Origin of the sequence: Enterobacter sp. EGD-HP1, assembly GCF_000733275.2 — a bacterium.
GTDB lineage: Bacteria > Pseudomonadota > Gammaproteobacteria > Enterobacterales > Enterobacteriaceae > Enterobacter.
On the sequence record NZ_AVOP01000035.1, the window covers coordinates 211,617 to 228,067 of the forward strand.

Below are 16,451 nucleotides of genomic sequence, written 5' to 3' on the forward strand. Positions count from 1 at the left end.
TGCGCTCATCACTCCGTCATACACCCGGCTAACGTCTCTGCCAGCGCAGACGGGTTTTCCCACGACATAGAGTGCCCCGCCGCAGGGATGATTTTTACCTCAACGCCCTTTTGTTTCAGATTATCCACATCGTCATCCGGGAGAGACAGCTCGCCGAAAATCAACGTTACCGGGCAAGGAAGTGACAGGAACTGCGCTTCCCATTCCGGCTCAACGCCCGCCACCAGGCTCGATGCGCCCCGCCAGACGGCGTACGGCGCATTGCTCTGCAGGCATCCCGCCCACGCCGTTTTTTCTGCGCTGAGCATGGCGTCATAGCCCTGATTCAGAAACTGCTGCTCGGTTTGCGCTGCAATAGACCGGCTGAACATCCCCCCACCCGCATGAAAATTGGGCTCTGACACCATCAGCCCCTTAACGCGCGTGGCCAGCAGCCCCGCCGTTTCGATAGCAATGCTGCCGCCCATGCTGTGGCCGTATAACCAGAAGGCATCCAGCTTAAGGTGGTCAATCAGTTCCGCCACAACGTGCGCCTGGTCGGTGGTTTTATAGCGGTAGTGCTCAGGCTTGTCGCTGTAGCCGCTGCCGGGCAAATCGATGAGAATCGCTCTGCGCGCGCCAAACAGCGGGTCATGAACGACGCGGGGATATTCATAGGAAGAGGCGCAGCCCAGCCCGTGAATGAACACCACGGGATCGCCGGTGCCGGGCAGGTCATGCCAGCGCACGTTACAACCGGCCTGCTGCGAGTAAAAACTGTTCATAAGCACTCCTTTTACGATGCACTGTGTATTTATACAGTTACCGTATCTGGAATGCCATATTCATCTTTTAAAAATGGAAGCGTGCTTCAGAAAAGCGAGACCAGCAGCGCAACGGGAAAGCTCATTGGCCAGGTTGACCCCACCAGAAAAGCGCTGAGCAGGCGGATACGTTTGCGGTCTTTAGAGAGGAACCAGGTAATTAATGCGCAGATGGAAGCCATGATTGCGTAAAAAACCAACATCTTTTGATACAACGTCATTCTGTATACCAGAGCCGAAAAAATAACCGCACGCAATATGCGTCATATGTTGATACAGATCAAGTTTTTTCGTTACAGAATAACCACTTAAAAATTACGGATAATAACAATTGAGTATCATGCGTAACACTCATGGCGAGCGTGGCGAACGCCTGGCCGCGAATGCGACCAGGCATGACGGGCTTAGTGTTTGATCATCACATGCCGCACGACCGTATAATCCTCAAGCCCATAGACCGACATATCTTTGCCGTAGCCGGATAATTTCATGCCACCGTGCGGCATTTCGCTCACCAGCATAAAATGGGTATTCACCCAGGTGCAGCCGTACTGCAGCCGGGCGCTCAGACGATGGGCGCGGCCCACGTCTTTGGTCCAGACCGATGACGCCAGTCCATACTGCGAATCGTTCGCCCAGGCCAGCACCTGCGCCTCGTCGTCAAATTCGGTGACGCTCACCACCGGGCCAAACACCTCGCGCTGAACGATGGCGTCGTCCTGTTTTGCCCCCGCCAGCAGGGTTGGCTGGAAGTAGTAGCCCGCCCCCTCTTTTTTGCTCCCACCGGTGACAACGCGGATATGGCCGAGCGCTTTCGCGTCATCGACGGCCTGACAGACGCGTGAAAGATGGGCGGCCGAACTGAGCGGCCCAAGTTCGGTCGAGGCATCCTCCGGCGCACCCATTTTAAGGCTGGCGACCGCGGCGCACAGCTTTTCCACCAGCGCGGCATAAATGCCCTTCTGGGCATAAATCCGGCAGGCCGCCGTACAGTCCTGTCCGGCATTGTAGAAACCAAACGTCCGCACCCCTTCGACAACCGCATCCAGGTCGGCATCATCAAAGACGATAACCGGCGCTTTACCGCCCAGCTCCATATGGGTGCGTTTAATGGAGGACGCCGTATGGCCGATGATATGTTCCCCGGTCGCAATCGAACCAGTCAGCGAGACCATACGGACCTTTTCATGCCCGGTCAGCGGATCGCCGACCGTTTTCCCCCGCCCAAACAGGACGTTCAGGACGCCTGCCGGGAAAATATCTTTTGCCAGCTCTCCCAGCTTCAGCGCGGTCAGCGGCGTGATCTCTGAGGGCTTAATCACCACGCAGTTCCCTGCCGCCAGCGCGGGCGCCAGTTTCCAGGCTGCCATCATCAGCGGGTAGTTCCAGGGGGCAATAGAGGCAACCACGCCCACCGGATCGCGGCGAATCATCGACGTGTGGCCGTCAAGGTACTCCCCGGCGGCCAGCCCGTTAAGACAGCGGGCGGCCCCGGCGAAGAAACGGAAAACGTCGACCACCGCCGGAATTTCATCACCCAGAGCACAGTGCAGCGGCTTGCCGCAGTTGAGGGATTCGAGCCGGGCAAAGTCCTCCCCATGCGCTTCAATCGCATCCGCCAACTTCAGCAGGCACTCGGCACGGGTTTTCGGTGTGGTTTGCCCCCAGTCGATAAAAGCCTGGTCAGCGGCCTCTACCGCCGCGTTGACCTGGTCCGGCGAGGCTTCAGCAATTTCCAGCAGTACCTCTCCGGTGGCCGGATTATAAACCGGCTGTTTCTCGCCCTCTCCGGCAACCAGTTCACCCTTAATCAGCAGATGTGTTTGCATAGCATTGTCCTGTTGAATTCACTGTTATTTCCCGCTGCCGGCGATGCTCTCACCGTCACGGGTTAGCCACCAGGCTCCCAGAATGGGGATGGTCGTCACCAGCATCACCAGCAGCGCTACGACGTTGGTGACCGGCACGTCGCGCGGACGGCCGAGCTGATTGAGCAACCACAGCGGTAACGTGCGCTCGTGTCCCGCCGTAAACGTTGTGACGATTATCTCGTCAAACGACAGGGCAAACGCCAGCATTCCCCCGGCCAGCAGCGCGGAACCCAGATTGGGCAGCACCACATAGCGGAAGGTTTGCCATCCGTCGGCACCGAGATCCATCGACGCTTCCACCAGGCTCCAGGAGGTGCGTCTGAAGCGGGCAATCACGTTATTAAACACCACCACCACGCAAAAGGTGGCGTGTCCCACCACGATGGTGAAAAAGCCCGGCTCAAGGTTGATGGTTTTGAATGCGGTCAGCAGCGCCAGGCCGGTGATGATCCCCGGTAACGCAATCGGCAACAGCAGCAATAGTGAGATCGCATTCTTGCCAAAAAACTCGCTTCGCCACAGCGCCGCTGCAGCAAGCGTGCCAAGCACGAGGGCAATTGCGGTGGATAACGACGCAATTTGAAGTGACAACGTCACGGATTCAAGGATGTCGCCGCGCCCTGCCGCCACGCTAAACCACTTCAGCGTCAGCCCCTGCGGCGGAAAGCTGAAGGCCGCGTCTTCGGTATTGAAGGCATAGGTCGCGATAATCAGCAGCGGGAAGTGCAGGAAGATGACGCCTCCCCAGGCTGCCACTTTCAGAAACAGCGGTGCGCGTTCAGAGTGCATCGAATGCTCCCAGACGTTTCACGAACGCCAGATAGAGTGAAATCAGCACGATGGGCACCAGCGTGAACGCGGCGGCCATGGGCATATTGCCAATGGCACCCTGCTGTGAGTAGACCATGTTACCGATGAAGTAGCCCGGCGGCCCCACCAGCTGCGGAACGATGAAATCCCCCAGCGTCAGGGAAAAGGTGAATATTGAGCCTGCCGCAATACCCGGGATCGCCAGCGGCAGAACGACATAGCGAAAAGTCTGGCGAGGGCGCGCGCCGAGGTCGGCTGAGGCCTGCAGTAGCGAGGCAGGCAGGCGTTCCAGCGCCGCCTGGACGGGCAGGATCATAAACGGCAGCCAGATGTAGACGAAGACCAGAAACCGCCCCAGCCCGGAAGTGGACAAGGTGTTGCCGCCAATCGCCGGCAGCGTAAGGAGCGAGGTCAGGATCGGCTCCAGCCCCATATGACCAAGAAACCACTGCGCCACCCCGTCCTTCGCCAGCAGCAGCGTCCAGGCGTAGGCTTTGACGATGTAGCTCGCCCACATAGGCAACATCACAGCGATATAGAAAAACGCTTTCCATTTGCCGCGGGTGTATCGCGCCATGTACCAGGCCATCGGGAAGGCCAGAATGGCGCTGGCAATCGTCACCGCAATCGCCATCGTTAGCGTACGCAGGATGATGTCGTAGTTTGCCGGGTTAAAAAGCGCCTGAATGTTCGCCAGCGTCAGGTCCGGCGTGACGGACATGGTGAAATCGTCAAAGGTGTAGAACCCCTGCCACAGCAGGGTCAGCAGCGACCCTAAATAGACGATGCCAAACCACATCAGCGGCGCGAGCAGAAGCAGGAACAGGCCGAGCGACGGTTTACGCCAGAACAGCGCCGTCATGCGGCTTAAGCGGCCGCGCGAGGCGGGAGGATGCGCAACGCTCATATCCATTTCACCTCTCCTCGTGCAGGCGAATCATCGACTCGCGTGACCACGACGCCGTGACGGCCTGCCCCGGCGCAATGCCGCCCAGCGGCGAGGCTTCACTGAGATTGGCCTGGCTCACCAGCAGTTTGGCGCCGTCGGCGAGCTTCAGCTCCAGCCGCGTGGCGGCTCCCTGATACTGAACGGCCTGCACGATGCCCTGAACCTGAACGTCTCCGCCCTCATTAAGGCGAATATGTTCCGGACGCAGGGAATAGCTGCCTTCCATGCCGCATATTTTCTGCGCAAGGCCCGTATCGAAGACGTTAGAAGTGCCGACAAAACCGGCGACAAACGGCGTGCGCGGACGCATGTAGAGATCGCGCGGGGTATCCACCTGCTCAATGCGCCCGTTATTAAACACCGCCACCCTGTCTGACATAGAAAGGGCCTCGCCCTGATCGTGGGTGACGAAAATAAAGGTGATGCCGAGTTCCTGCTGAAGCTTCTTCAGCTCGAACTGCATCTGTTCACGCAGTTTGAGATCGAGCGCACCCAGCGGTTCGTCCAGCAGCAGGACGCGCGGCTCATTGACCAGCGCCCGGGCGATGGCGACGCGCTGCCGCTGGCCGCCGGAAAGTTGCGAAGGCTTACGGGCAACGGCAAAGCTCAGGCCCACTTTTTCCAGAGCATCACGGGCCTGCGCATGGCGTTTTTTCTTGTCGATGCCTTTGACCATCAGCCCGTAGGCGACGTTGTCGAGGATCGACATATGCGGGAACAGGGCGTAGTCCTGAAAGACGGTGTTCACATCCCGCTCCCACGGCGGCAGCGCGCTCGCCTCTTTGCCGAAGATAGAAATCGTGCCGCCTGACAGCTGCTCAAAGCCGGCAATCAGACGCAGGCAGGTGGTTTTGCCGGAGCCCGAAGGCCCCAGCATGGAGAAAAACTCTCCGTCACGAATGGCAATGGTGACCCCATCCACCGCCCGTACGTCGCCGTACAGACGGGAAACATTGTTAAACTCTACCGCGTACGTCATGTTCTGCTCCCGGGCAATTAACGACCGCCCATGATGGCGATGTAATCCTGCGTCCAGCGGCTGTAAGGGACAAATTTACCGCCTTCTGCGATGGGGGTTTTCCAGAACAAGATTTTGTCGAACTCGTTATAACCGTTTGTTTCGCAGCCTTTATCACCCAGCAGCGTGCTGGCCTTACACCCTTCTGCAACCACGGGCAGGGATCCAAACCATGCTGCCAGATCGCCCTGCACTTTCGGCGTCAGCGACCAGTTCATCCATTTGTAGGCGCACATCGGGTGTTTTGCCTGCGCGTGCAGCATGGTGGTGTCCGCCCAGCCGGTCACCCCTTCTTTCGGGAAGACGGTGGCAACGGGCTGGTTCTCGGCCTTCAGGGCATTCGCCTGATACGGCCAGGCGCTGGAGGCCACGACGCCTTCATTTTTGAAGTCGCTCATCTGGACGGTGGTGTCATGCCAGTAGCGGTGGATCAGCGCATGCTGGTCGCGAAGGACCTTGAGCACAGCGGCATACTGTTTTTCGGTGAGCTGGTACGGGTCCTGGATACCCAGCTGTGGCTGCGTGGCTTTAACGAACAGCGCGGCATCGGCGATATAAATCGGGCCGTCATACGCCTGCACGCGTCCCTGATTGCTTTTACCGTCCGGCAGATCCTGTTTGGTAAAGACCACGCTCCAGCTGTCCGGCGGCGTCGGGAAGGTTTTGGTGTTATACATCAGCAGGTTTGGCCCCCACTGATACGGCGTGCCGTAGACTTTCCCGCCGACGTTAAACCATTCCCCTTTCACAATCCGCGCGTCGAGGGTTTTCCAGTTGGGGATGAGGTCGGGGTTAATCGGCTGAACGCGTTTGCCCATGATCAGGCGGAGCGACGCATCACCCGAGGCGGTAACCAGGTCATATCCCCCTTTCGCCATCAGGCTGACCATTTCATCCGACGTGGCCGCCGTTTTGACGTTGACCGCACACCCGGTCTCTTTTTCAAACTGGGTAACCCAGTCATAATTTTTATCCGTCTGTCCGCGTTCGATATATCCCGGCCAGGCGATAATATCCAGCCGACCTTCCCCGTCGCCAATGGCCTTTGGTGGTTCTGCGGCTTGCGCTGTCATGATAGTCATGCCGAGCGCGTACAGGCTGCTGCGGGCAAAATGTTTGCTCATAAGAGTTACTCCTGTCGCAATGAAATTTAGCGGCAGCCGTGCCGTAAAAATATCTCCCTTATTAAACGTAGACCGCGCAAATGCGCCGCACCGTACGGCATCAGGAAATTTCATCAAGGTGTGACCGAGGGCGCATTCCCCGTTAACTGGATTATAGACAAGGAGTTAGACGCGAGAGACGGTATGCAGATTTCCTATGACAGGACACCGCGAAATATTCGCCGTGCCGTCATCAGGATAAGAATTGATTATTTAAATAACGGAGAAAAGTTTATTCCAGCATCGTGCTAATTAATTTTCCTAACTGAATGACCGCCTGCTCTTCTCGCTCTCCCCAGGCCCAGGAGGTATTAAACCGGAAGAACGGTGTCCATGCGTCAGAGGTGGAAAACATCTTTCCGGGAGCAATGCTGATGTGGTGCGTTAAGGCTTTTTCGCTGAGCAGCCCCGCATCCAGCTGCGCCGGAAGCTCCAGCCATAAAAAGTAGCCGCTGTCGTTATGGTGGATTTTGACGCCGGCAGGCATATGACGCAGAAGAGACTGCCAGGCCTGCTGCTTTCGCTCGGCGAGCGTACGCCGCAGGCGGCGCAGATGGGCGTCATAGCGTTTAGTCGCCAGGTAATCCACCAGCGCCAGCTGCACGGGAGAGCTGGTTGAGAGCGTGCTCATCAGCTGCAGCTGCTGAATGCGTCGCGCGTGCTTCCCTGCCGCGACCCAGCCGATGCGGAAGCCCGCCACCAGACATTTTGAAAAGGACGAGCAGTGCAGCGTCATATCCTGACGATCCCAGGCTTTTGCCGGGAGCGGCTTTTCGCGGCCAAAATAGAGCTCGCTGTAGACATCATCTTCAATCAGGGGGACATTGTGCTGCGTTAACAGAGCGACCAGCTGCGCTTTTTTTTCCGCGCTCAGCGTGAAGCCAAGCGGATTCTGACTGTTGGTCATGATCCAGCAGGCTTTAACCGGGTACTCATTCAGCGCCTGTTCAAGGGCATTCAGGTCAATCCCCTCGCGGACGTCCGTCGCAATCGACAACGCTTTGAGCTTCAGGCGTTCCAGCGCCTGCAGCGCGCCGTAGAAACACGGGTTTTCGACTATCACCCAGTCACCCGGCTCGGTCACCGCCTGCAGGCTGAGATTGAGCGCTTCAAGCGCGCCGGCGGTGATCACGATCTCTTCCGGGGAGATGTTCATCCCCTGCTGCGCGTAGCGACGGGCAATGGCGTGGCGGAGATCGACGTTACCCGGCGGCAGGTTTTCAATCACGCTCATCGCCGTCGCGGTTTTGCTGACGTTCGCCAGCGAACGGTTGAGCTGCTGCAGCGGGAAAAGTCGGGGATCGGGAAACGCGGAGGCAAAAGGAACAACGGACGGGTCGCGGCTGGCCTGCAAGACGTCGAAGATGTAGGTGTTAATATCTACCGCTTCGTCACGCATCACCTGGGCAGGTGGAGCAGGCTGTTGTGCGGTCGGGCGCGAGGCAACGTAATAGCCCGACTGCGGTCTGGCGACAATGCGCCCCTGACTTTCCAGCATCTGATACGCGTGGCCAACGGTCATAAAACTCATGCCGCTACTCGCCACCTGCTCTCGCAGCGAAGGCAGCTTATCGCCCGGCAGCCATACGCCAAGCTCGATCTGCGAGATAATTTGTTGCGCCAGACGCTGGTACTTTTTCATCAGATTCTCCTTATGACCGACAGTGTATATCAGCAGGAGAAAAAGAGAAGATTTAGCTAACTGTTATGGTTCGCGAAATGAATTACTTACGGTACTCGGTAACATGGCTTTGCGCCTGACGCGCAGCGGCCAGGTGATCGAGCGTAATCATCGACGATTTGCAAAAAATGCATTTCGCGCCGAGCGGGTTTTTCTCAGACATATCAAAAACTGAGGTACGGTACTGCGAGCCATGACAGCATGGGCAGCGGAAATGAATATAAGAAGTCATAGGATTCTCCTGACACGTAAAACGTAAATTACTAATGGGCCGATTGGGCAATAATGGTTTTAAACAAAACGAATCGGAAAGTAGATAAAGACCCAAGAGAGGCTGCGGAGAGGCACAACGTGATGAGAACTGCTTTATAAAACTACGTCAGATATTTATTTGGACTCAAAACCAGAAGACCATTAACGCACGGCGCTGACGACAAAGCAAGCGGTTTTATGCGTAAAAATCATAAAAATACAGTTTTTATTCCTCAGCGCGAAGTATATCAGATGGTTAAAGCATGAGATTTATGCCAACTGTTATGGTTAAAAATCACTTTTCTGCGTCTGATAGTCCGAACTTCGCCCCTATACCATAACAGCACACCGTTTGACATTGAGGCTGTGCATGTTTGGTTTAGATGCTTTTCACCTTGCACGGATACAGTTTGCGTTTACCGTATCCTTTCACATTATTTTCCCGGCCATCACCATTGGTCTTGCCAGCTATCTTGCCGTGCTCGAAGGCCTGTGGCTGAAAACAAAAAATCCGGTCTGGCGCTCGCTGTACCATTTCTGGTCGAAGATTTTTGCCGTCAACTTTGGTATGGGCGTGGTCTCCGGGCTGGTGATGGCCTACCAGTTTGGCACCAACTGGAGCGGATTTTCACAGTTTGCGGGCAGCATTACCGGCCCGCTGCTGACCTATGAAGTGCTTACCGCCTTCTTCCTTGAAGCCGGGTTCCTCGGCGTGATGCTGTTTGGCTGGAACAAGGTCGGGCCGGGTCTGCACTTCTTCGCCACCTGCATGGTGGCGCTGGGCACCATTATCTCCACCTTCTGGATCCTCTCGTCGAACAGCTGGATGCAGACCCCGCAGGGCTATGAGATCGTCAACGGTCAGGTGGTACCGGTGGACTGGTTCGCCGTGGTGTTTAACCCCTCCTTCCCTTACCGCCTGCTGCATATGTCGATAGCCGCATTCCTGAGCACCGCCCTGTTTGTGGGCGCATCCGCGGCATGGCATCTGCTGCGGGGCAATAATACCCCCGCCATCCGCGCCATGTTTTCGATGGCGCTGTGGATGACGCTGATTGTCGCCCCTATCCAGGCCATGGTTGGCGATATGCACGGGCTGAACACCTTAAAGCACCAGCCTGCGAAAATTGCCGCCATTGAAGGCCACTGGGAAAACCCGCCGGGTGAGCCTACCCCGCTGCTGCTGTTTGGCTGGCCGGATATGGAACAGGAGCGCACCCGCTTTGGGCTGGAGATCCCGGCGCTGGGGAGCCTAATCTTAACGCACAGTCTGGATAAACAGGTTCCGGCCCTCAAAGAGTTTCCGAAGGAAGACCGTCCGAATTCCACCATTGTCTTCTGGTCATTCCGCATTATGGCGGGCCTGGGCATGCTGATGCTGCTGCTCGGGGTGACGGCACTCTGGCTGCGCTACAAAAAACGCGTGTATTCGTCGCGCCCCTTCCTGTGGTTTGCGCTGCTGATGGGGCCAACCGGGCTGATTGCCATCCTGGCCGGGTGGATCACCACCGAAGTGGGCCGCCAGCCGTGGGTGGTCTACGGGCTCCAGCGAACGAAGGATGCGGTGTCTGCCCACGGCGATCTGCACATGAGCGTGAGCCTGCTGGCCTTCTTCGTCGTCTATACCTCAGTATTCGGCGTGGGTTACAGCTATATGGTGCGCCTCATCCGAAAAGGCCCGCAGCCGCATGAATCATTCGCCACCGAGTCCGACGGACGTCCGGCGCGCCCGCTTTCTGCCGTCATAGCTGAACATAAGGAGCAGCCATAATGGGTATCGATCTTTCCATTATCTGGTTTGTGATCATCGTCTTTGCCACGCTGATGTATATCGTGATGGACGGTTTTGATCTGGGGATTGGCATTCTGTTCCCGGCAACGCAGAACGCCGACGATCGCGACGTGATGGTCAACAGCGTCGCGCCGGTCTGGGACGGAAATGAAACCTGGCTGGTGCTTGGCGGTGCCGCCCTGTTCGGCGCATTCCCGCTGGCCTATGCGGTGATCGTTGACGCCCTGACCATTCCGCTGACGTTAATGCTGATCGGGCTTATATTCCGCGGGGTGGCATTTGAGTTTCGCTTTAAAGCCACGCCGGCACACCGCCCCTTCTGGGATAAGGCGTTTATTGGCGGTTCCATTCTGGCGACATTCACCCAGGGCGTGACGGTAGGCGCCGTCATTAACGGCTTTACCGTCACCGGTCGGGCCTTTACCGGCGGCTCCTTTGACTGGTTCACCGCGTTTAACCTGTTTTGCGGCGCGGGGCTGGTGGTGGCTTATGCGCTGTTAGGCTCTACCTGGCTGGTGATGAAAAGCGAAAACGCGCTGCAGCAGCGGATGCGAGAGGTGTCGAAAACGCTGTTACTCGTGCTGCTGGCGTTTATTGCGGCGATCAGCCTCTGGACGCCGCTTGCACACCCGGCCATCGCTGCACGCTGGTTTACGCTGCCGAATCTGTTTTATCTGCTGCCAGTCCCTGCCCTGGTGGTGATTTTTAGCCTGTACCAGTGGCGCTGCCTGAACAATCCCGACAGCCATAGCCGACCGTTTATCCTCACGTTGGGGCTGATATTCCTTGGGTTTAGCGGGCTTGGGATCAGCATCTGGCCGCATATTATTCCACCGTCTATCACCCTGTGGCAGGCCGCCGCACCGACGCAAAGCCAGGGCTTTATGCTGGTAGGCGCGCTGTTGATCATTCCCGTTATTCTGGTCTACACCTTCTGGAGCTACTACGTATTTCGCGGCAAAGTTCAGCATGGGGAGGGTTATCACTGATGCAACAACCGGTCTGGAAAAGATTGCTGTGGCTGGCCATTATCTGGGGCGGCAGCGTACTGGCGCTGGCTGCTGTCAGTATGCTCTTCCGTATGCTGATGACGGCGGCAGGGTTTAAATCGCATTAACGTCACTCCGGGCAACCGCTGCGTTGCCCGGTACTTCCCCCGCACTTTCAGATAAACCCCATTAACGCGCGGCAGAGTATCGTTACACTGGAAAAAGATTCACGGTATTTATAGTTTGAGAAGAAAAATGAAAAAGCTCATTGCGTTAAGTGTTATTAGTCTTGTCCTTACCGGGTGCGTTAATCCGGGTAAAGCCTCCGTTCAGCCGGAGCAACTTAAAAACCACCGCTTTGTGCTGGAAAATGTAAACGGTAAGGCCGTGAAGACCGCGACAACGCAACCTGAGATCGGTTTTAGCGCGCTGCCAGATATCAGCCTGGTGAATAACATCAGCGTTTCCGGCCAGATGTGTAACCGCTTCAACGGACAGGGGAAATTGTCCGAAGGCGAGCTTAAGGTTAAAACGCTGGCAATGACGCGCAAGCTCTGCACTGAACCGCAGCTGAATGAGCTGGATCAGACCATCGGCGACATGCTGCGCAAAGGGGCGCAGGTCGACCTGACTGAGGACCAGTTAACGCTGGCGACAGCCGATAAAACGCTGATGTTTAAGCGTATAGAATAATCAGTAGTTACCGCAGCTTCCAACGGCAAGCGACTGTTCACTACAGCGTTTGCCATTTGGCAAGGCGCACATCCCAATAGCAGAACCATCAAGCTGGCGGGCGACAGACAGCGAACCGCCAATCATTGCGCAGTTGGCCTGACCAGAACTGGACATCGCCGCTCTCATTCCCGGCGCCACGTGGGCTGCCGTTGCCTGCTGGACTGGTTCATTGCTACATGCCGACAACAATAATGCGGCACACCCTACCAAAAATGCTGAGCGCATGCTCTCTCCCCCATGAATAATGCGAAACCTATGCATAATAGGCATCACAACCCGTGTCGTCGAGAGTGGAAGTGCGTATTTATGCGCTCCAGAAACAATTTCTCGCAATTTTTTCGCCAAAAGCTTGATCTACTCATTGATGGCAAGAATGCCAAGGACACAAAAGCGAAAATCGTAAAATCCCTCGTTTGCTAGAATACACTGATAATATTCAGGGTTTGTTGCCGTAACACAGACCCCTATTTTTTGCGCAATGTAAGGGTGTTGTCCTATGCAAACTATTGACGGCAATGGTGCAGTTGCCTCAGTCGCGTTTCGCACCAGTGAAGTTATTGCCATCTACCCGATTACGCCGAGTTCTACCATGGCCGAGCAGGCAGATGCATGGGCGGGTAACGGGTTAAAAAACGTCTGGGGTGATGTCCCGAGAGTGGTTGAAATGCAGTCTGAAGCCGGTGCAATTGCCACGGTACACGGTGCCCTTCAGACCGGCGCGCTTTCCACGTCGTTTACCTCTTCTCAGGGATTGCTGTTAATGATCCCAACGCTGTACAAGCTCGCCGGTCAGCTGACGCCCTTCGTTCTGCACGTTGCCGCGCGTACCGTTGCCACCCACGCGCTCTCTATCTTCGGCGATCATTCTGACGTGATGGCCGTGCGCCAGACGGGCTGCGCGATGCTATGCGCCAGCAGCGTTCAGGAAGCGCAGGACTTTGCCTTAATTTCGCATATCGCCACGCTCAAAAGCCGCGTGCCGTTTATTCACTTCTTTGATGGTTTCCGCACCTCTCACGAAATCAACAAAATCGTCCCGCTGGCTGACGATACTATCCTGAATCTGCTGCCGCAGGCGGAAATCGACGCCCATCGCGCCCGGGCTCTGAATCCTGAACACCCGGTTATTCGCGGGACATCGGCGAACCCGGATACCTACTTCCAGTCCCGCGAGGCCACGAACCCCTGGTACAACGCGGTTTACGACCATGTTGAACAGGCAATGAATGACGTTGCCGCCGCGACCGGCCGAGCGTACAAACCGTTTGAGTACTACGGCCATCCGCAGGCGGAACGGGTAATAGTGCTGATGGGCTCAGCCATTGGGACCTGTGAAGAGGTGGTTGACGAGCTGCTGACGCGCGGCGAAAAAGTGGGCGTGCTTAAAGTGCGTCTCTATCGTCCGTTCTCGGCCAAACATCTACTTTCGGCTCTGCCTGCAAGCGCCCGCGCTGTGGCGGTGCTCGATCGCACCAAAGAGCCGGGCGCACAGGCGGAACCCCTCTATCTGGATGTGATGACCGCCCTGGCAGAAGCCTTTAATCAGGGCGAACGTGAAACGCTGCCGCGCGTGATCGGGGGGCGCTACGGTTTGTCCTCCAAGGAGTTTGGGCCGGACTGCGTGCTGGCGGTATTCAACGAGTTAAGCGAGGCGAAACCCAGGGCGCGCTTTACCGTCGGCATTTATGATGATGTGACCAACCTGTCCCTGTCGCTGCCGGAAAATACCCTGCCCTCGACCGCCAAACTTGAGGCGCTGTTCTATGGTCTGGGCAGCGACGGCAGCGTCTCCGCGACCAAAAACAACATCAAAATCATCGGCAACTCAACGCCGTGGTACGCCCAGGGTTACTTCGTTTACGACTCCAAAAAAGCTGGTGGCCTGACCGTTTCCCACCTGCGCGTAAGCGAACAACCCATTCGCTCTGCGTATCTTATTTCTCAGGCGGACTTTGTTGGCTGCCACCAGCTGCAGTTTATCGATAAATACCAGATGGCCGAGCGCCTGAAACCCGGCGGTATTTTCCTCCTCAATACGCCTTACAGCGCGGACGAAGTCTGGGCGCGGCTGCCGCAGGAAGTTCAGGCGGTGCTGAACCAGAAAAAAGCCCGCTTCTACGTGGTCAACGCCGCGAAAATTGCCCGCGAATGTGGCCTGGCTGCACGCATTAATACCGTGATGCAAATGGCCTTCTTCCACCTGACCAATATCCTGCCGGGCGACAGCGCGCTGGTGGAACTGCAGGGTGCGATTGCAAAAAGCTACAGCAGCAAGGGCCAGGAACTGGTCGAGCGAAACTGGCAGGCGCTGGCGCTGGCGCGTGAATCGCTGTTTGAGGTACCGCTGCAGCCGGTGAATGCCGAAAGTCCGAATCGCCCTCCGGTGGTGTCCGATGCGGCGCCTGATTTCGTTAAGACCGTGACGGCGGCAATGCTGGCCGGTCTGGGTGATGCCCTGCCTGTCTCTGCGCTACCGCCGGATGGCACCTGGCCGATGGGCACCACGCGCTGGGAAAAACGCAACATCGCCGAAGCGATCCCCATCTGGAAAGAAGAGCTGTGTACCCAGTGCAACCACTGCGTGGCGGCCTGCCCGCACTCTGCCATTCGCGCCAAAGTGGTGTCACCGGAAGAGATGGAAGCCGCGCCTGCCAGCCTGCATTCCCTGGATGTGAAATCTCGTGATATGCGCGGACAGAAATACGTTCTGCAGGTCGCGCCGGAAGATTGCACCGGCTGTAACCTGTGCGTCGAGGTCTGTCCGGCGAAGGACAGACAGGATCCGGAGATCAAAGCCATCAATATGATGTCGCGTCTTGAGCACGTTGAAGAGGAGAAGGTCAATTATGACTTCTTCCTGAATCTGCCGGAGATCGATCGCAGCAAACTGGAACGTATTGATATTCGTACGTCACAGCTGATTACGCCGCTGTTTGAGTACTCTGGCGCCTGCTCCGGCTGTGGTGAGACGCCGTATATCAAGCTGCTTACCCAGCTGTACGGTGACAGGATGCTGATTGCCAACGCAACCGGCTGTTCCTCGATTTATGGCGGTAACCTGCCTTCAACGCCCTACACCACCGACGCGAATGGTCGCGGTCCGGCGTGGGCAAACTCGCTCTTTGAGGATAACGCCGAATTCGGTCTGGGCTTCCGCCTGACCGTCGACCAGCATCGCGCACGCGTGATGCGTCTGCTGGAGCAGTTTGCCGGGCAGATCCCTGCTGAGCTCAATGACGCCCTTCACGCGGACGCAACGCCAGAAGAACGTCGTGAGCAGGTTGCCGAGCTGCGTCAGGCGCTTCAGGGCGTGGCGGGAGCGGAACAGCTGCTGACCGACGCTGACGCCCTGGTCGAAAAATCAATTTGGCTGATTGGCGGTGACGGCTGGGCTTACGATATCGGCTTTGGCGGACTGGATCACGTGCTGAGCCTGACCGAAAACGTCAATATCCTGGTTCTGGATACGCAGTGTTATTCCAACACCGGCGGTCAGGCGTCGAAAGCCACACCGTTGGGCGCCGTGACGAAATTTGGTGAGCACGGTAAACGCAAGGCGCGCAAAGATCTCGGTGTGAGCATGATGATGTACGGTCACGTTTACGTCGCGCAAATCTCGCTGGGTGCTCAGCTAAACCAGACGGTAAAAGCCATCCAGGAAGCGGAAGCCTATCCTGGCCCGTCGCTGATCATTGCCTACAGCCCTTGCGAAGAGCATGGCTACGACCTGGCACTCAGCCACGACCAGATGCGTCAGCTGACCGCGACCGGCTTCTGGCCGCTGTACCGGTTCGACCCGCGTCGTGCTGACGAGGGTAAATTACCGCTGGCGCTGGATTCGCGTCCGCCGTCAGACGCCCTGGCCGAGACGTTAATGCAGGAACAACGCTTCCGTCGGCTTAACGCGCAGCAGCCGGAAGTGGCCGAGCAGCTCTGGAAAGATGCCGCTGCTGACCTGCAAAAACGTTATGACTTCCTGGCGCAAATGGCGGGTAAAGCCGAAAAACCGACCAGCGACTAGCGCTAACTCCTCTGCCCGGCTTGTCCGGGCATTTTTTTGCCATAAAAAAAGCCCGGCGTATTCACACCGGGCGAATCCAGATAATCAATGAATATCTATTGAGTTCTCTTAATAGCATTCATGTTAATTATGGATGAATCATCTTAAAGGCATATAACGCCAGCAAGATTACCTTAATTAACGCCTGATTAATAATTTCAATTTAATATACTTACTTTTAAATCATTCATACGATCAATGATCATTTCTGCTGATTTATTCAGTTTAGATTTTACTTAGTTAGTAACAATTCTATTTTATTACTCTTACACGGGAGTGATTTAGCATGAGACAACTTTCTCATTCTGAAAGTTCAACAGGTAATTAA

At 56.4% G+C, this 16,451-nt stretch carries 15 protein-coding genes; 5 read left to right on the top strand and 10 right to left on the bottom strand.

What is annotated here, in order from left to right; genetic code table 11:
• Positions 1-8: 8 nt before the first annotated feature.
• From N037_RS21040 to ymcF, 9 genes are all read right to left on the bottom strand, one after another.
• Positions 9-764: an alpha/beta fold hydrolase gene (locus tag N037_RS21040; protein ID WP_023335874.1), complete on the bottom strand. Its 756-nt coding sequence runs from the start codon at positions 762-764 to the stop codon at positions 9-11.
• Positions 765-850: 86 nt separating this feature from the next.
• A complete protein-coding gene (locus tag N037_RS24420) occupies positions 851-1,024 on the bottom strand; it encodes a GhoT/OrtT family toxin (RefSeq protein WP_013096478.1) in 174 nt (57 codons plus the stop codon).
• A gap of 183 nt (positions 1,025-1,207) precedes the next feature.
• On the bottom strand, positions 1,208-2,632 hold the full coding sequence (gene patD, locus N037_RS21045) for an aminobutyraldehyde dehydrogenase (protein WP_032643279.1): 1,425 nt from the start codon (positions 2,630-2,632) through the stop codon (positions 1,208-1,210).
• Between the two features lie 24 nt (positions 2,633-2,656).
• Complete coding sequence (locus tag N037_RS21050) at positions 2,657-3,463, bottom strand: ABC transporter permease (RefSeq protein WP_032643281.1); 807 nt, start codon at positions 3,461-3,463, stop codon at positions 2,657-2,659.
• Positions 3,453-4,391, bottom strand: a complete 939-nt coding sequence (locus N037_RS21055; protein ID WP_420254933.1) for an ABC transporter permease — start codon at positions 4,389-4,391, stop codon at positions 3,453-3,455. The genes N037_RS21050 and N037_RS21055 overlap by 11 nt, the downstream gene beginning before the upstream one ends.
• A 7-nt stretch (positions 4,392-4,398) precedes the next feature.
• Complete coding sequence (locus tag N037_RS21060; RefSeq protein ID WP_023335878.1) at positions 4,399-5,412, bottom strand: ABC transporter ATP-binding protein; 1,014 nt, start codon at positions 5,410-5,412, stop codon at positions 4,399-4,401.
• A gap of 17 nt (positions 5,413-5,429) precedes the next feature.
• Positions 5,430-6,575, bottom strand: coding sequence for a putative ABC transporter substrate-binding protein YdcS (ydcS, locus tag N037_RS21065; protein WP_032643285.1), 1,146 nt, complete (start codon positions 6,573-6,575; stop codon positions 5,430-5,432).
• A gap of 271 nt (positions 6,576-6,846) precedes the next feature.
• Positions 6,847-8,256 (bottom strand): aminotransferase-like domain-containing protein, encoded by a 1,410-nt coding sequence (locus tag N037_RS21070; RefSeq protein WP_032643287.1) that lies wholly within the window; start codon positions 8,254-8,256, stop codon positions 6,847-6,849.
• 82 nt (positions 8,257-8,338) lie between these two features.
• On the bottom strand, positions 8,339-8,527 hold the full coding sequence (gene ymcF / locus N037_RS21075) for a cold shock small protein YmcF (RefSeq protein ID WP_023335881.1): 189 nt from the start codon (positions 8,525-8,527) through the stop codon (positions 8,339-8,341).
• A gap of 390 nt (positions 8,528-8,917) precedes the next feature.
• Here ymcF and N037_RS21080 point away from each other — a divergent pair, with 390 nt between their 5' ends.
• The 4 genes from N037_RS21080 (at position 8,918) to hslJ (ending at position 12,021) form a co-directional block, all read left to right on the top strand.
• Entirely contained in the window at positions 8,918-10,318 is a 1,401-nt protein-coding gene (locus N037_RS21080; protein WP_032643289.1) for a cytochrome ubiquinol oxidase subunit I, read from the top strand.
• Entirely contained in the window at positions 10,318-11,328 is a 1,011-nt protein-coding gene (cydB, locus tag N037_RS21085) for a cytochrome d ubiquinol oxidase subunit II (protein WP_032643291.1), read from the top strand. Before N037_RS21080 ends, cydB begins: the two co-directional genes overlap by 1 nt.
• A complete protein-coding gene (locus tag N037_RS24425; RefSeq protein WP_008501283.1) occupies positions 11,328-11,456 on the top strand; it encodes a DUF2474 domain-containing protein in 129 nt (42 codons plus the stop codon). Before cydB ends, N037_RS24425 begins: the two co-directional genes overlap by 1 nt.
• 127 nt (positions 11,457-11,583) lie before the next feature.
• On the top strand, positions 11,584-12,021 hold the full coding sequence (gene hslJ, locus N037_RS21090) for a heat shock protein HslJ (RefSeq protein WP_032643293.1): 438 nt from the start codon (positions 11,584-11,586) through the stop codon (positions 12,019-12,021).
• Here hslJ and N037_RS24430 read toward each other — a convergent pair whose 3' ends face one another.
• The gene (locus N037_RS24430) at positions 12,022-12,288 is read right to left on the bottom strand and encodes a putative hemolysin (protein ID WP_023335885.1); all 267 of its coding nucleotides are present in this window, start codon (positions 12,286-12,288) and stop codon (positions 12,022-12,024) included. It lies immediately after the preceding gene.
• A gap of 271 nt (positions 12,289-12,559) precedes the next feature.
• Here N037_RS24430 and nifJ point away from each other — a divergent pair, with 271 nt between their 5' ends.
• Positions 12,560-16,084: a pyruvate:ferredoxin (flavodoxin) oxidoreductase gene (nifJ, locus tag N037_RS21095; RefSeq protein WP_032643295.1), complete on the top strand. Its 3,525-nt coding sequence runs from the start codon at positions 12,560-12,562 to the stop codon at positions 16,082-16,084.
• Positions 16,085-16,451: the final 367 nt, after the last annotated feature.

Coding starts and splice junctions, on each gene's coding strand:
- cydB (WP_032643291.1), top strand. CDS start 10,318: ATGGGTATCGATCTTTCCATTATCTGGTTTGTGATCATCGTCTTTGCC.
- patD (WP_032643279.1), bottom strand. CDS start 2,632: ATGCAAACACATCTGCTGATTAAGGGTGAACTGGTTGCCGGAGAGGGC.
- N037_RS24420 (WP_013096478.1), bottom strand. CDS start 1,024: ATGACGTTGTATCAAAAGATGTTGGTTTTTTACGCAATCATGGCTTCC.
- N037_RS21080 (WP_032643289.1), top strand. CDS start 8,918: ATGTTTGGTTTAGATGCTTTTCACCTTGCACGGATACAGTTTGCGTTT.
- ydcS (WP_032643285.1), bottom strand. CDS start 6,575: ATGAGCAAACATTTTGCCCGCAGCAGCCTGTACGCGCTCGGCATGACT.
- N037_RS21055 (WP_420254933.1), bottom strand. CDS start 4,391: ATGAGCGTTGCGCATCCTCCCGCCTCGCGCGGCCGCTTAAGCCGCATG.
- N037_RS21060 (WP_023335878.1), bottom strand. CDS start 5,412: ATGACGTACGCGGTAGAGTTTAACAATGTTTCCCGTCTGTACGGCGAC.
- hslJ (WP_032643293.1), top strand. CDS start 11,584: ATGAAAAAGCTCATTGCGTTAAGTGTTATTAGTCTTGTCCTTACCGGG.
- N037_RS21050 (WP_032643281.1), bottom strand. CDS start 3,463: ATGCACTCTGAACGCGCACCGCTGTTTCTGAAAGTGGCAGCCTGGGGA.
- N037_RS24430 (WP_023335885.1), bottom strand. CDS start 12,288: ATGCGCTCAGCATTTTTGGTAGGGTGTGCCGCATTATTGTTGTCGGCA.
- N037_RS24425 (WP_008501283.1), top strand. CDS start 11,328: ATGCAACAACCGGTCTGGAAAAGATTGCTGTGGCTGGCCATTATCTGG.
- nifJ (WP_032643295.1), top strand. CDS start 12,560: ATGCAAACTATTGACGGCAATGGTGCAGTTGCCTCAGTCGCGTTTCGC.
- N037_RS21070 (WP_032643287.1), bottom strand. CDS start 8,256: ATGAAAAAGTACCAGCGTCTGGCGCAACAAATTATCTCGCAGATCGAG.
- N037_RS21040 (WP_023335874.1), bottom strand. CDS start 764: ATGAACAGTTTTTACTCGCAGCAGGCCGGTTGTAACGTGCGCTGGCAT.
- ymcF (WP_023335881.1), bottom strand. CDS start 8,527: ATGACTTCTTATATTCATTTCCGCTGCCCATGCTGTCATGGCTCGCAG.